This window comes from Shewanella sp. (assembly GCF_047975355.1).
Lineage (GTDB): Bacteria > Pseudomonadota > Gammaproteobacteria > Enterobacterales > Shewanellaceae > Shewanella.
In genome coordinates, this window is record NZ_JBKEDJ010000006.1 from 125,420 (window position 1) to 140,909 (window position 15,490).

At 46.9% G+C, this 15,490-nt stretch carries 12 protein-coding genes and 1 pseudogene; 1 reads left to right on the forward strand and 12 read right to left on the reverse strand.

Translation table 11 applies throughout. The features are described from left to right. Positions 1-85: 85 nt before the first annotated feature. The 4 genes from ACK5NH_RS03260 to ACK5NH_RS03275 all read right to left on the reverse strand — a co-directional run bounded on the left by ACK5NH_RS03260 (position 86) and on the right by ACK5NH_RS03275 (position 5,388). Positions 86-1,084: a DUF4382 domain-containing protein gene (locus ACK5NH_RS03260; RefSeq protein WP_416917779.1), complete on the reverse strand. Its 999-nt coding sequence runs from the start codon at positions 1,082-1,084 to the stop codon at positions 86-88. 697 nt (positions 1,085-1,781) lie between these two features. Beyond that, complete coding sequence (locus ACK5NH_RS03265; RefSeq protein WP_416917780.1) at positions 1,782-2,276, reverse strand: DUF7000 family protein; 495 nt, start codon at positions 2,274-2,276, stop codon at positions 1,782-1,784. 80 nt (positions 2,277-2,356) lie between these two features. After that, complete coding sequence (locus ACK5NH_RS03270) at positions 2,357-2,710, reverse strand: hypothetical protein (protein ID WP_416917781.1); 354 nt, start codon at positions 2,708-2,710, stop codon at positions 2,357-2,359. Positions 2,711-3,783: 1,073 nt separating this feature from the next. Next, positions 3,784-5,388, reverse strand: a complete 1,605-nt coding sequence (locus ACK5NH_RS03275) for a dipeptidase (protein ID WP_416917782.1) — start codon at positions 5,386-5,388, stop codon at positions 3,784-3,786. A 273-nt stretch (positions 5,389-5,661) separates the two neighbouring features. Between ACK5NH_RS03275 and ACK5NH_RS03280 the strand changes: the two are divergent. Next, positions 5,662-7,892, forward strand: a pseudogene (locus ACK5NH_RS03280) (M3 family metallopeptidase). Between the two features lie 97 nt (positions 7,893-7,989). On the opposite strand, the gene ACK5NH_RS03285 reads toward ACK5NH_RS03280, so the two are convergent. From ACK5NH_RS03285 to ACK5NH_RS03320, 8 genes are all read right to left on the reverse strand, one after another. Further along, positions 7,990-8,487 carry a GNAT family N-acetyltransferase gene (locus ACK5NH_RS03285; protein ID WP_416917783.1) on the reverse strand — a complete coding sequence of 166 codons (498 nt, stop codon included), beginning with the start codon at positions 8,485-8,487 and terminating at the stop codon, positions 7,990-7,992. A gap of 34 nt (positions 8,488-8,521) precedes the next feature. Then, positions 8,522-9,070, reverse strand: coding sequence for an NAD(P)H nitroreductase (locus ACK5NH_RS03290; RefSeq protein WP_416917784.1), 549 nt, complete (start codon positions 9,068-9,070; stop codon positions 8,522-8,524). 128 nt (positions 9,071-9,198) lie between these two features. Continuing rightward, positions 9,199-9,792, reverse strand: a complete 594-nt coding sequence (locus tag ACK5NH_RS03295; RefSeq protein WP_416917785.1) for a DoxX family protein — start codon at positions 9,790-9,792, stop codon at positions 9,199-9,201. 50 nt (positions 9,793-9,842) lie between these two features. Next, positions 9,843-10,715: a DUF6279 family lipoprotein gene (locus ACK5NH_RS03300; RefSeq protein WP_416917786.1), complete on the reverse strand. Its 873-nt coding sequence runs from the start codon at positions 10,713-10,715 to the stop codon at positions 9,843-9,845. 109 nt (positions 10,716-10,824) lie between these two features. Beyond that, positions 10,825-12,069, reverse strand: coding sequence for a phosphotransferase (locus tag ACK5NH_RS03305; RefSeq protein ID WP_416917787.1), 1,245 nt, complete (start codon positions 12,067-12,069; stop codon positions 10,825-10,827). A gap of 90 nt (positions 12,070-12,159) precedes the next feature. Continuing rightward, positions 12,160-12,825, reverse strand: a complete 666-nt coding sequence (pnuC, locus tag ACK5NH_RS03310; RefSeq protein ID WP_416917788.1) for a nicotinamide riboside transporter PnuC — start codon at positions 12,823-12,825, stop codon at positions 12,160-12,162. Positions 12,826-12,893: 68 nt separating this feature from the next. Beyond that, complete coding sequence (locus tag ACK5NH_RS03315) at positions 12,894-13,154, reverse strand: YkoF family thiamine/hydroxymethylpyrimidine-binding protein (RefSeq protein WP_416917789.1); 261 nt, start codon at positions 13,152-13,154, stop codon at positions 12,894-12,896. A 94-nt stretch (positions 13,155-13,248) separates the two neighbouring features. Continuing rightward, a complete protein-coding gene (locus ACK5NH_RS03320) occupies positions 13,249-15,447 on the reverse strand; it encodes a TonB-dependent receptor (RefSeq protein WP_416917790.1) in 2,199 nt (732 codons plus the stop codon). Positions 15,448-15,490 lie beyond the last annotated feature (43 nt).

Genomic DNA, 15,490 nt, shown 5'->3' on the forward strand with positions numbered 1-15,490 from the left:
CGATATATGTAGAGATACACTTATCGGAGCAGCTAATACTTCATAGCCGACTCCGAAAGAGGCATACACGGTTATAAATCGGCGATTAACCTCCGTGATGACCGCCATTTCCCCTACCGCACTGCATCACGGTTTGACTTCCGCCATTAGCGCCAGCGTGAATTGTCACAGTGCCAGCATCGGCAAACATGGTAAATAAGCCATTGTTGATATCATTTCTGTGTGGTTCATCCAAATCACCTAAGCAGCTATAGCCCACACGATATGTACCTTCGGGTAAAAAACCCATCTCAAAGTACCAATTTCCGGCATTGTCTTGTTTTAATGGAGCAACCGCGATTGCTGAAATATGCCCCGCAGACATAACATCATGAACATCCCCCATCTGAGCAAGGCTGGTCACGGTATTGGGATATAAATAAGCTAAGTGCATGTATTCACTATTGATTGGAAGCATTGCTGAATTCTGAGCCTCACATTCAGCTATCCATTGAGGGTCCATTTCACCAAGCAGATGTCCCATAAATCGGTTGTTTACCGACCAAGTTCCATGGTGGCTTAACGTATAGTTATACTCCTGATCTTGATGAAGCCCCATATAAAGTCCTATCTCAGCGGTAAAGCTGTGGTGTTGGTTCGCGACCACCGCAAAGTCCATCAGTGGGATCCTACCATCCTGAACCTGCATCGCATGGATCCCTTGACCATCTTCAACATAGCAACCGTTGTTACCATCACCTTGAATAACGGACATATAAACATTGTGATAGTTACCGACAGGCATTGTTAGCTCATCAACCACCTTCAGGCTGTGGCGACCTTGATAGTCAATAAGATCCACATGCTGACCTTGCAGCGAATAACGATGCTGAACATTCGATTCATCAGTCATCACCAATTCATCTAACTGCAACATTACCCCTGACACTCCTTTCATTGGGGCGTCAGATAACGCGATACTCAGTGTGCCTGTTGGATTACCAGTTGTCGGGATATTGGGGGAAGGACTGTTATTACTGTCGTTGCCACCACAAGCCATTAAAAATAGGCTTAGGAACAACAAGATAAAGTTTGAACGTCTCATTTTACACTCCCACTCAATTTAACGGTCTAATACCCCGTAAATAATCTGGCTGTAGGAGATTAAAAATTGTGACATATATCAAACTAAGTCTGCTTAAATCATCAAAACGACGTATTTCCGCCCGACTTGTGATCAAGATGTAAATTTAAACGAAAAACCATTCACTTTTGTGCAAAATTCAGGCAGTGCGAAATTTCAAACCATAGGGAAAAATTTGTGTGCCTTCTGCAGCGGTTTCGCAATACGCAAAATGTGCAAGTTTGGTGGGGTAACAAGCTCGCATTAAGATGCGATCGCTCGTCCTTTCTCAATTTATACGATGAGGGCAATGCGCTATCAGCACTGAGGAGTGGTTAACAGCTAAGCAATAGAGCAAAGGAGAATTGAGTAAGATCTTTGGTGACGGTTCAAACCCTGATCGTATACCACGAGCATTATCCAACTTAGTAATAAGAGTGAGTATCAACGTTCTGCTCAACAATTCACTGATATTTGTTGTTGATGACCCACCCATGATTTTCATCTTTGACGAAGAAGTCTGATTTATATAAACCAAGTAGGTTGTCTTTTATTGGAAATAACAAAATATCAGAACAGTAAAAATAACTTCATAGTAGGTCAATTTATATAAGCTAACTCCCTCAACTTAGCGAGAAGCAAACCTAAGCCAATTTTTTGTATCCAGCCTTAATGTGTATTATTCGTATGCCTTCAATGTGTTAAAAATCTCCATGGACAAGTCAGAAAACACACTGTGAATTGACTCGGATAACATCTTGGCATTGTCGAAATCGGGACTGGGAAGCATTGTAATTTCAAAGATTGACCATTCTGGCATGACATCATGATTCACCCACTTAACGCCTTGTAACTTTTCCCAATAACTAATCTGAACATCTTTTGTTTGCCCCAGCAGCCAAAGCTCGAAGCGCACCTCTTGATGATTTAGTACGATCGCTAACTTGAGTTTCTGTCTTTTAAGAAAATCGTTTTGCAAATAAAAATAAGTAAAATCGATATAACCATGCAGTACATTTGCAACTGAATACTCGCCTTTGTAATGTTTATCAAATTCAGCTCTGAGATTTTGTACAATTCCAACAAGGCTTTGATATGTTTTTTGGAGCTCCCCACTCGCGAACGCTTTTTTGTACGCAGGAATTCGAGCATTTAAACTTTTTTCATCTGACATTTCCACGTCCTCTAAATTCTGCTGGCACATAACGCTCAAAGCAGCAGCGCGCGTTAGCGCGTCCAGCCCGCAGAGCGATGCTACCTTTGCATGTTAGTGTTTTTGTACAGTTTGGACCATGAATTCCAATCATCTTCGTTGCGCAGATAAACCAATAGTGGAAGATGATCCATTTGATTTGGATATGGGATTGCTAACATCTCTTCCTTATAGCTGCGATGATTCTTTGAATAGTTTGCAATAATGTTTGTTAATACAACGCTAGCGACTTCCAAGGCATTTTCACTCGGCTCACCATCGAATATAAAACGTGCAATAAAGTCTTCGCCGTCAGGAGATAACTGAAAAGACAAGGCCCTAAAGGAAGGATTCACCTCTCCTAGAAGGGCTTCTTGGGCGTACTGCATTAATTTTAAGTCGTACTCAGTTCTCATATAGCACCGTAAAAATGCACATTGTTAATTGGTTGTATTGCAAAGAACTTATCAGCTTTTTATTAAATACACTATCTAGAAAACGCGTATACGCGTTTCCCAAACTTATTAATTAAAAATAGATTCCATAATCAATTGATTGTATATAATTTTATTATCGGTTGAGTCAATGCGCACAATAATTGCTTTAAAAACACTCAAAAATATCTAAATTTAAATACGACTGTATCCCCATATCCATACCTTGTTAGTCGCTTTACGGAAGAGCCAAACATTAGGCAAATAGATGAGAATTTATAGGGTAGACGTTCGGAAATTTTCAATTTACGATCCGAGTGCTAGCAAATTTGGGTAAAAGCTTTTAGCCAGATGAACAGCTCAATAGTAGTCAAAATTGTCATTGTTGAAACAGTGACCGTTGGCGGCATGGCCGCTCTTTCACATCAGCCCATGGGAATATGAGAAATGTCTCTATGATGTTGGGAACATCATAGGCCATGTGAACGCGGCATTTACACGTCCGAGTGCTGCAGATGCTGCCGTCGAACCTACAGAGACATCTCTTATTAAGTAAAATCCGCCTTCTAAGAAGAAGGCGGCTTTGAATTGCCCCTGGAAGGGGCTATTTCCTTACATCTACCTCATCTGTAACTTCTATTGAGCCTTATGCTCTAGCTCTTGTTTATCTACGACTACAATATCAGTAAAAATGCGATGAACTTCTGGAATCACCCATATTTCTCGTTTCCTCTTACTTGTGGTGTATAAGAAGGTCTTTTTTAGCATGGGTGTAATTCAGGCAATAGCCTTAAGAGACAATCACCACCGCCAAAGGCGGTGGTTTTGGGATGACAATAAAAAGAACGGCGTGTCACTGGAAAAACAATCGCAATCAATGCTAGTCAAGAGCTTGCAGCATTCACTTGTTTTAACGATTAAATAGCAATGGCGGTAATCACGGATTAACCGCCTTGCTCTTATAAACCGATAACTTACGGTATGAGATAACGACCTTTCACCCTCTGATATATTCCACCCATCACTTCAATCAATAAATCACATTTGTAAGCACACTATTTTGCGGCAGTTAACTCAATAAAGGCGGCGGTGTACATTTTCAGATTCAGCATAAACTGCTTGTAGGTAATAAATTCTTTCTCCGTGTGGCCCGTGTATTCCACGCCCGGCATGGCGGGGCCAAAACTTAAGGCGTTGGGGAATAATTTACTGTTGGTTGAGCCACCAATGGCCACAGGTTTGGGTGACGCAATACCGGTAAAGTGGGCAAACACATCGAGTAAGGTTTGCTGATGCGGCGCATCCTTCATCACCATAGGCTCGCCCCAATAACTTTCCACATCGGTGAGTGTGACTTGATGCTGAGCTTGCCATTTGTTCAGCGCGTCCTTGGCTTGGGCTGAGAGTAACTCAGGCGTTTTGCCCACAGGGCGACGTAGATTAATGGTGACTTCCGTTCCTTTGCTTGTTTGCGCAACGACTGTGGGAGCCAGCGTTAAGGCGCCCATAAAATCATCTTTATAGGCCAGCTCACCAAACTGCTCGGCATAAATCCCCAAACCCACTAACTCATTCATGGCGGCGACAGTAAGTGCCGCCGTGGTTTTAGGCCAAGTATATGGCTGCAGTAACGCGGCCAAATGCGTCACGGCATTCACCCCATCTTCAGGCGTAGAGGAATGGGCCGCCTTACCGTCTGCAAAAATATGCAAGTCGCATGCGGCCTGCTCGCAAGTGCGCTCGAATCGATACTTCATCCCCAGCTGGTTGGAGGCGCTCGTTTGTAATTGTTCAAACAAGCTTGGAGTGATGGCATGAATTTGCGCCTCGGCTTGCTGCGGCACTTGGCTGGCAAAATAGCCGCCGGAGAATGCCGTTAAGCTAGGGACATTCGTTGCCGCGCCCGGCTCCTGCGTTGACTCGATATTCGGTACAGTAAAGCCAATCTTACTCCACCCCTTTTCGGCGGTGACCACAGGATACTCAGCATCTATGGTGATATTCATCTGCGCTGGAGTGTAATGGGTTAAAAAAGCTTTTAGTGGATCCCAATCTGACTCTTCGGCTAAATACACCAACAGCTCAATGCGTTTTTCCCGTTTGAGTTGTTTATCTTTGATGGCCTTCATCGCATACATGGCGGTGACAATCGCGCCTTTATCATCTTCGGTGCCGCGACCTATCAGCTTGCCAGGTTCAGACTCGATATCCAGCACATAGGGACTTTTGGCCCAGAGCGCGGGATTGGCGGGCTGGACATCGCCGTGGGTGACTATGCCTAACTTCTCAGCGCCCTGTGAGCGTTGGGCATCGACAGCATTGGCATCAAGACCAATCAATACTACATAACCATGGTCGGCATAATCGAGCCCGAGTTCTTGGCTCAGGCTTTTTAAACTCGACTTAAAACCAATAAAGGCAGGATTAGTATCGGGCGTTTGCCCCTCCACCGCTTGGGTATTAAAACTGACTAAGTGAGCAAGACTCTTGACCATCTGCGTATCATAGGTGCTCACCGCATAGTCGGTCACCTTAAGTGCATCTTGGCTGAGTGAGGTTGATGAGGCCACAGCTTGCGTTGATGTCCACAGCGCTGCGGCTATTAGGGAATAAGAAAAGCGACGACAGAGGTACGTATAGTTAAACTGAGGCAATTCCATAGAGGTCCTATTTATTATTTGTATGATTAGGGACTTACATTAAAACGCCCCAAGACAATGGCTTTATCCTTTGCCAAATATTGCCTTGGTGCACGGCTCAGTTTGCCATAGTTCTCCCGTTAAAAACCGCAGGCTAACCATTTGTTACAAACAAAACACAAAATCGATGGAACCCTTAGGCAAATACATGCTAAACAGTCAGCTTAAAATAAGCTTAATGGTTGTTAACACCATTAACCCAACAGAATAATAATCACCGAACGGGGAATTGACATGAAGGGACTAAGCCTAAAATCACAGGCCCTTAACGCGCAGGCACTTAAGCCGCAAGCAATCAAACTGACCTTTAGCGCTATCACACTCGCCCTCGCCTTAAGCGGCTGTAGTGCACAGCACAGCGATACAACGACGCAGGCGAAAGTCGCACCGAATGCAATGTCGGCGCAAATCATCAGCCAAAATGCCAGCAACCCTTTCTTTAAACCCTATGATACGTTTATGGAAATTCCGGCCTTCGACAAGATTAAGCCCGAGTATTTCCTCCCTGCATTTAAGGCTGGTATCGCCCAGCAACACGAAGAAATTCAAGCGATTGTCGATAACAAAGACAAACCGACCTTTGCCAATACCATCGAAGCGATGGAGTTTTCGGGCGATCTCGTCACCCGCGTATCCAACGTTTTCTTTAACTTAACTGGCGCTGATACTACTCCTGATCTGCAAGCGATTTCCAAGGAAGTCTCGCCAATGTTATCGTCTGCCGAAGACGATATCTTACTGAACGATAAGCTGTTTCAACGTGTTAAAGCCGTTTATAACAACAAAGACAACCTGAAGCTCAACACGGCGCAGGCCAAATTACTCGAAGACACCTATAAATCCTTCACCCGTGGCGGTGCTAACCTCAGCGAGCAGGATAAAACCAAGCTGCGCGCCCTGAATGAAGAAATCGGCAAGCTTAACTTAGCCTTTGGTGACAATCTGTTAGCCGAAACCAATGCCTTCGAGCTAGTGATTGATAAGCAAGCTGACCTGTCTGGTTTACCCGCCGATGTGATTGCCACTGCCGCCGAAACCGCGAAAAAGCGTGGCCATGAAGGCAAATGGGTATTTACCACTTCACGCCCGTCTATCACGCCGTTTTTAACCTATGCCGATAATCGCGAGTTACGCGAAAAGCTCTATAAGGGGTATATCGAGCGAGGTAACAACAATAATGCCAATGATAACAAAGTCATTCTGGCAAAAATTGCCGCGCTGCGTGCCGAACGAGCGCAGCTTATGGGCTATAAAACCCATGCGAATTTTGTGTTAGAAGAGCGTACAGCTAAGACACCTGAAAATGTCTATGGCTTACTCAATAAAGTCTGGCCAGCAGCCCTTGCCCAAGCCAAGGCTGAGGTTGCAGATATGCAGGCCTTAATCGACAACCAAGGCGGCAAGTTTAAGCTGCAAGCTTGGGATTGGGAATACTATGCCGACAAAATCCGTGTCGCGAAGTACAACTTTAACGAGCAGCAAACTCGCCCTTATTTCTCCCTCGACAGCACCCTAAAAGGCGTGTTCTACACGGCCAATCGCCTCTATGGTTTAACCTTTAAAGAACGTACCGACTTACCTAAATACAACCCCGAAGTGCGCACTTGGGAAGTGTACGATAAAGACGGCAAGCTTATGGCCATCTTTATGGGTGACTATTTACCCGTGATAGCAAACGCGGCGGCGCTTGGATGAACTCGTTCCGCAAGCAATACCATCATATGAACGGTGTCGATTCTAAGCCCATTATTGTCAACGTGTTGAACTACCCTCGCCCAGCGGGTAATGAGCCCGCGTTGCTCACATTCGATGAAGCCAGCACCCTGTTCCATGAGTTTGGTCATGCGCTGCACGGCATGTTATCCAATGTTGAATATCGCTCTCAAGGCGGAACGGCAGTACCTCGCGACTATGTAGAATTCCCTTCACAGGTCAACGAAAACTGGATGACTCAGCCCGAAGTGCTCGCGCAATTTGCTAAGCACTACAAAACCGGTGAAGTGATCCCACAGGAACTGGTGAAAAAAATCCAAGCCGCCAGCAAATTTAACCAAGGCTTTGCGACCGTTGAATATATGGCCGCCACTAAGCTCGATTTAGATTGGCACACCCTGACCGATACCACGCCTAAGGATGCCGCCAAGTTTGAAGCCGACTCCTTAGCCGCCATGGGATTGATTAATGAGATCAGCCCACGTTACCGCAGTACTTACTTCTCGCACATCTTCGCGGGCGGTTATTCTGCCGGTTACTACAGCTACCTCTGGTCAGATATTTTAGGCGCCGATGCCTTCGAAGCCTTTAAAGAAAATGGCATTTTCGATAAAGCGACCGCCGATGCCTTCCGTAACAACATCTTGTCTAAGGGTGGCAGTGACGATCCTATGCTGATGTATAAAAACTTCCGTGGTAAAGAAGCTGGCATTGAGCCGCTGCTACGTAGTCGTGGTCTGTTAGCGGATTAATCGCATCCCTCAGGGAAATGCAAACAGATAAAAATGGGGAGCTAAGCTCCCCATTTTATTGCGCTTTAACGCACAAACTGACAAATGAAACCAATGCTTAGCTAAACAGCTCCACTGGCGTATCGTTAGGGGTAAGCTGCAACTGGGTTTCAAACGACATGCCCAATTTATTCAGCAGCGACTTAGAGGCCTGATTATGCGGGCTGACTATCGCGACAATCCGTTCAATCCCTAAGGTTTTACCAAACTCCAGAGAGGCCTTAGCGGCTTCAAGCGCATAACCTTTACCCCAATACTGCGGCAAAAAGGCATAGCCTAAGTCCACGTCCGCCAGCGTCGGCCGTTTAATCAGGCCGCAAATGCCAATCGGAAAGCCATTTTCGGCCAGCACCACAGCAAACAAGCCGAAACCATGCTCGCGATAGCTAATCGCTGGGCCATTGGCGATATAGTCCTTGGCATCCTGCAAACTACGCACGCCCTTATCTCCGATATTGTCGATAAATCCTTGGGTGTTGAGTAATACCAAAATAAATGACGCATCATCGGGCGTTAACTGCCGCAGCAGTAATCTTGGGGTTTGGGCAATTTGCATACTAAGGACTCCCATTCAAAGGGGATAAACTAGGTTATAGGTAACGGGCGTACTGGCTGCCATCCTTTTGCGGTTTTTTCGGTGCGGCTACTGCAGGGGTGCCAACGTATAAAAAGCCAACGATTTGATCCTCTGGTGCTAAGCCTAATGCCGCATTTACATTGGCATCAAAGGCAAAATCCCCCGTGCGCCACACTGCGCCTAATCCTAAGGCAAACGCGGCCTGCTGCATTGCCATCGTAGCGCAGCCCGCTGCGATTTGCTGCTCAAGCACTGGCACTTTAGGATGTTGTTGGGTTTTCGCCACAACCGTAATCACCATTGGCGCGCGCATCGGCATCCCTTTGGCTTTATTGATAAAATCTTCATCGGCGCCGCTGGCTTTGGCCGCGTTGACATAGATATCCGCTAAGATGTCTAACCCTTGGCCTGTAGCAATAATAAATTCCCACGGAGCTAAGGCGCCATGATCTGGCACTCGAATCGCCGCATCTAAAATGATTTTAAGCTCGCCCTCGTTGGGTGCAGGCGCGGTTAATCTAGGGGTGGATTGGCGGGTGAGTAAAAGTTCGATAGCGTCCAAGTGATTATCCCTGTTCTTAAAAATGGGTGCGTATAAATTGGCTCAAGCATAGCAAATTGCGGCTAAAGAGGTAAAAAAAATCCCACGCTAGGGTGGGATTGAAAGTATTGCAAGCAACATCGCTCGGCTTACTTTACGCCATAACGCTTAGCGATAAAGTAATCCAGACTGGTATAACGCCCACCTCCCAAGCTTAAGAGTGCCAGCAGCATAATGAAATAGGTCGCCGCAAACTCAATACCATTATTCAACACCACCAAGTTACCCGAACTGGTTAACCAATCGTAATTGCCGTATTCCTGTAACAGGGATTTAGCCTTATCCAGCTTATCACCCGCCTTGAGCACCCGCTCATTGGCGAGCCATGAACTGCCATCGGCAATCGCCAGCCAACCATTAGGCCAATGCACAGTAAACGCCGCCACCAGCATGGTTACCATCAAAGGGATAGAGATCAGCCGCGTCGCTAAGCCAACGAGTAATAAAAACGCACCAAAAAACTCAGTGCTCGCCGCCAGCGCCGCCATTAACGTCGGCATAGGTAAACCCAGTCCCCAGTCGGGATTAGCAAACCAAGCTACTGTGTCTTCAAAGTGTGCGAGTTTGTTATAACCAGCCTGCATTAACACTGGCGCGAGATAAAGCCGAAGGGCTAAGGGGGCAAGGCCCTCACCATAACGGCACACATTGAGGAATTTTTGATAAAGGTTAACAAGGGACATGGGCAATCTCAGAATTAGATGGAGTCGCCCAATAGACCTTGGCTTAGGGATTAATCTTTCGGGGCTTCTACTACTTTTTCGATCCCCTCTTGATTTAATTCACGAAGATCTTGAATAAGTTTGTTCAGCTTTTTATAAAAATGCTTGGACTGCTTAGGCGACAGACTGGCATTGATAGTGAGTAACAAGCCGCCGAATGCTTCGGTATTTTGCCTTAAAATGGCGCGATGTTTTTCTGACTTAAGCTCGTCAGGGCGCGTCATCAGCAGGGTCAATCGCTCGGTCAGCAGCGGAATATCGCTGCGCTGCCCGAGGGCAACTTCAAATTGGCGCAGCCATTCGTGGCGGTAATCGAGCCACATATCTAAGGTCGACAGTCGCTGTTGATTATATTGATGAATAAGCGTTTTTTGCTCATCCGTTACGCTACCCAACCAGTCATCGAATTGCTCGATAAGATTCTCATCGGCCTCCAGCTGTAACTGCTCAGGGGTTTTACCAGCAAATTCCTTAATCAATTCCTGCTCGTCTTTTCGCGACTGGGTAAGAATTTGCTTCACCTGTTCATCGGTTAACGATGAGATAATCGGCAACATTTCCGGCAGCGCAAACTCAAATAACCGAAACCAATGCCGCTTGGCGAGTGTGACATGCTCGGCCCACAGCGCGGGAGTTAAGGTATTGGTTTGGATCTGCTGCTCAACTTCGGTTAGCTGTGCCACATAATGACCGAGTTCTTCGGATTGGTGCCAAAGCACAAACTTGTCGATAAGCCCATCGACGACCTTTTGCTGGTTTTTATCTAGGCTGACATAGTCATCCAACTCCCAACCTATGGCCCAGTCGAGAAAATGATAACTAAATTTGGTCGAGCAGGCCGTTAAGCCAAACAGCAACACCAGTAACAACACACCTTTTTTCATCAATTTGCATCCGTTCAGCCTTGGTCATCCTATGACACTGAGGTTAATGGAAAGTTTATTTTTTAACACAACAAACATAACCAAGCAGTGGCAGTGAGAAACAAAATACTTAAGATGCGTGGCTGATAAGTGGCCAAAAATGATCGAACCAGTCGAAGTATTCCTGCTGCCGCTCGCCATGGGTGTGCGCCGCCATCAATAATGCCCAATACACGGCAAACACCCAATACATCTCGATGGCGGCGGGTATCGCCTTAATGGCATCCGAGGTTAAGCCGGGGTGCCCTGCCAGATACTGCCGCACTAACAGATACCGCTGCGCAGGCGTTAATTGGTGAGTGGCGAGCACAACGGCCAGCTCACACAGTGGATGGGAGGTGGTTGCATACTCAAAGTCGATGCAATACAACTGGTTATCTTTAAGCAGCAGATTATGGGGATTTAAGTCGCGATGGCAAAATTGCGCCGCGACTAAACAATCGGCTAAGGTCGCCGTCCAGCCATGGATCTGCGTTTGTATGCTGAGTAATTGCGCCAATCGGCTCTGCCACGCCTCGCAGTTACCAACTGCGGCAAAGGCTAACAACTGCGCGTGATATTCCTGCCATTGTTCAGTGATACTGATGTGGTACGGCCCAGTCGCTTGCTCGCGAAGCTGTTGCAGCAATTGCAGTAATAGGCTGTGGGCGCGATTCGGCGTTAAGGCTTCTAATAAGGCGAGCCGTTCGGACTGATACCAAGCCTGCTTGTCTGCTGCGCCCTTGATATCAGCATTAGACTGCAACCAAGCCTCAATGTGCGCTTCACCTAGGCCAAAGGTTGCCGCACTGCATTGAGACTCTAATTCTTTCCAGCTTAATTCTTTCGAGCTTAAGTTTTGCAGGCTCAGATCTAGATAACATGATGCCATACTTGGCTCGCGTGGCACCTGGGGTTGCTCAAGTCGATCAATACCACTTGCCGAAATAGCCTTTTCGGTAACCAGATTTGCCCTGCCCTCAATATCCTCCATCAGCGGTGCAAACGGATGTGCTATGGGAAGGCTTGGTAGAGATTGCGCAAAGATAAATTCGCTTAGGTAATAACGCTGATCGCCACTCACCCACAGTAACTCGGGGGCAAGCTTTGCCTTGGCAAGATGGCGCCAATAAAACAACTCTTGCTCCCGTGAACAAAAGCTGTCGGCAGCATCGGCGTTTTCTCGTAAGACATAATGTGCCGTCGGTGTCTCGATATGATAGTTGTGGTTACTTAATCCATCCGCTAACGGCTGGATTTGCCTGATATCAGTAAGCCCAGCCTGTGCTAATACCGCAAGCAGCGCATCCTTGTCCTGCCCAATAATCGGCGGCATTAGCGGCTTACCACAACAATCATGTTAAATAGCGTATTAGGCATTCGCAGCCCCTGTGTATTGGCCATCATCTGTTGATATCTGCCGCAGTTAGCCGAGTAGTTTTGCAGCGCTCGACTCAATGTGGGGATTGCGGCTATCGGCAAGGGTGGCGCGCCAGAGGAAATAGCCGACAACCGCTAGGCCAACGTAGAGCACGAATAATAAGGAGGTCAGCATCAGTCCCTTACTGAGGTAAAGGTAAATCGATACCAAATCGATAACCACCCAATACAGCCAATTTTCCAACACTTTTTTGGCGACTAAATAGGTCGTCATCACCGCAAAACAAGTGGTCGCCGCATCGAGGTAGGGAAAAGAGGCCTGAGTAAAGGTTGCCATCCCATGGCCAACGCCAAGGGAGACAATACCAGTCGCGACAATCAACTTTAAATGGGTTTTCAGCGGCCAAGTAGTCACTTTCACCCCTTGATGCTTATCGCCGCCTTGGGTCCAGAGCCAGTAACCATAGAGTGCCATAGCCATATAATAAATATTCAGCACCGACTCCATCAGCAGTGCCACTTTCCAAAATAAGACAGTGTAAATGGCCGTGCTGGTAAATGCCGCCGCCCAGCACCAAACGCTTGCCTTCATGGCCAGTAGCAAATAGGCCATGGCCAATACCACAGCTAAGGCTTCCCATGCGGTCATCACATGGACTTCCCCTAGGGCTGCATTAACACTATTGACCAGCGTTAACCATAATTCTGTCATTGCCTTACTCTCACTCTATATCGCTTGCTTGAACCACTTCGCTTTAGCGTTCAAGTTAACTCAGGGCGTTACTCGCTGTGGGCTAAATTCAGCTCACCACCAATAAACTTACATACAAACACCGCTTTACCCCATTTTTCATGGGCGGCTTGCATCTCGGTCGCTAACATTGCCATCACGTCTTGATAGTCGCCACACACTTGCGTCGCCATAGCATTGGTAACACGTTGAATCCTTGGGTAACTGTCCAAGCGATGGATAAACCATTTGATCGGGTCGAGATAATTTTCATGAAAGGGATACATGCTAATTTCAGCGGTGAGTTTCATCTTCACTCCTTGGGTCAAATGCTAATAATGCAATCGTCAGGCGGTGACGCAATGAGCGAGCACAACCTGACATCTGATGTATCATTTTAAGGGATTACATAAACTTAACGTTTAGTGTGACCCCAATTTGGCGTGGGTCGCCGTAGCGGATATATTGCTTTTCCGCCCAGCCGTTATCCGGCTCATTACCAAAATAGAAACCACGCACACCATATTCTTCATCGAACAGGTTGTGGCCCCATAAATAAGCCGACCAAGCACTCGCCTCGTAACCTACACGCGCATTCACTATGGTGTATGGCTCAGAGCGCGAGTCGTTGCTGTCTGAGTAATAAAACTCACTCTTACCACTCATGTTGACGTTGGCAAACCAACCCGAGTTCGCACGATAGGTGCCGCCTAAGCTGTAGGTTAAGTGTGGTGAATGGGCCAAATCGCGGCCAGTTAAATCCACATCGCTACCGTATTTATCTTGGTACTGGTAATCGCCGTACGCCGTCTCTAACCAACCTAGGCTTGAGTAAAACTGGAGATTATCGGTGGCATACCAAGTGGCGTCCAACTCCGCACCGTAGTTGTGTGAGCTACCCGCATTTTCAGTGTAGAGGATAAAGCGTTGTGGCTTGTTAGGATCTTGCTGGGATGCGGCCACTTGCTGATCCTGTCTGTCCATATAGAACAGCGCCAGATTAGTGTCGATAAGCCCTTCAAACCAATGGGATTTAAGACCGATTTCGTAGTTATATAGGGTTTCGGTATCAAACTCTTTTTTATCATTGAGTTCGACTGGCAAGGTCATGTTAAAACCGCCCGCCTTGTAACCGCGCGCCACTCTGGCGTACACATTATGGGATTCATTCAGCACTTTGCTCAGCGCAATATGGCCGCCCCACATGGTTTCGCTAGGGTCAAAATTATCATTATTGGTGTCTGAGTAATGGCTATTGCGACGCTCAACCCGCAGCCCCACAGACAAGGCATAATCGGCGCCTAAATCCGTATCCAGCTGACCAAATACGGCGTAATTAGTTGCTTCATATTCGGAATCTAACACCTCATCGGGCCAAGTATTATATTCAGAATACAGTTGGTTATCTTCTTTAAGGTTCATCGCATAAACCCCAAGTAACCAGTCGGTTGAGCCGGCAAAAATACGGCCTTGGTCGGTCGAGCTTAAACGGAACTCTTGGGATAAGGTTTTACGCTGACCGGTTTTGTCCCAGAAGTAATCGTACTGACAAGGGGCGAGATTGCCCTCATCCTCACATTGCTTGGAGGCCCAATATTCAGGGTTAGCCCAATCGCCATCGTAGCTATAATGGTGATCGGTATTGGCAAATGAAGTCAGCGAGGTTAATTCAAACGACTCAGCGCCCGAGTAAGTTGCTTTAAATCCTGCGCCCGTGGTGCGCTGGCTATCGACACCCGGCTGATCCGAAATAGTATGTTTAGGATCGTTAGTTAAGCTCCAGGCATCGTAGCCATTATCAAAATCGGCATGCAGCAGAGTTAAATCGAGTTGCAGATTATCGGTGGCATACCAGCGTAATTTAGCGCGGCCAGTAAATTCATCACGACCATTGGTATCTTCTTTATTTAAATAGAGATTATCGCGATAACCGTTTTGTTGATGTTGCTGCAACGACACGCGGTACAACAATTTACCCGAATCGGTTAACGGCCCTGAGCTAAAACCGCTGAAGGTTTGGAGGTCATCATTACCTAAAGAGACCTCGGCGCCATGTTCAAACACATCGGTCGGGTCGTTGCTCTTTAGGTAAATCAAGCCTGCTAACGCATTGGCGCCATAGCGAGTACCCTGCGGGCCGCGTAACACTTCGACCTGCTGCAGATCGTACATGCTCGACACCATGCCGATACCAGATAAATCAATATCATCAATGATATAACCTACAGATGAGTTAGGCGCACCTTGATATTGCTCCTGCTCTCCTACGCCGCGGATCTGGAAATACTTAGGACGTGAGCTGCCACCCGACCAGTTGAAGTTGGCGATGGAATTCATCACGTCTTCAAAGTGCTGGGCACTTTCATCTTGAATTTGCTGGGCATCGATAACGGTAATGCTCGATGGCATTTTCTCTAAACTGGCACTGCGAAAATCCGCCGTCACCACCATGATTTCCATATCATTGCTAGGCTCAGGTTTATCGATAGCATCGGTTTGCGCCCATGCGGCCGTGCTTAATGCCGCCGAAATGGCCAGCGCTAATGGCGCACGCGTTAACGATAAGGAGAAGGTGGAACTCTTGGTAGACTTTTTGTTAGACATAGGACCTCAAATACATGTTTGAGATCCGGCAACGAATAAGCGA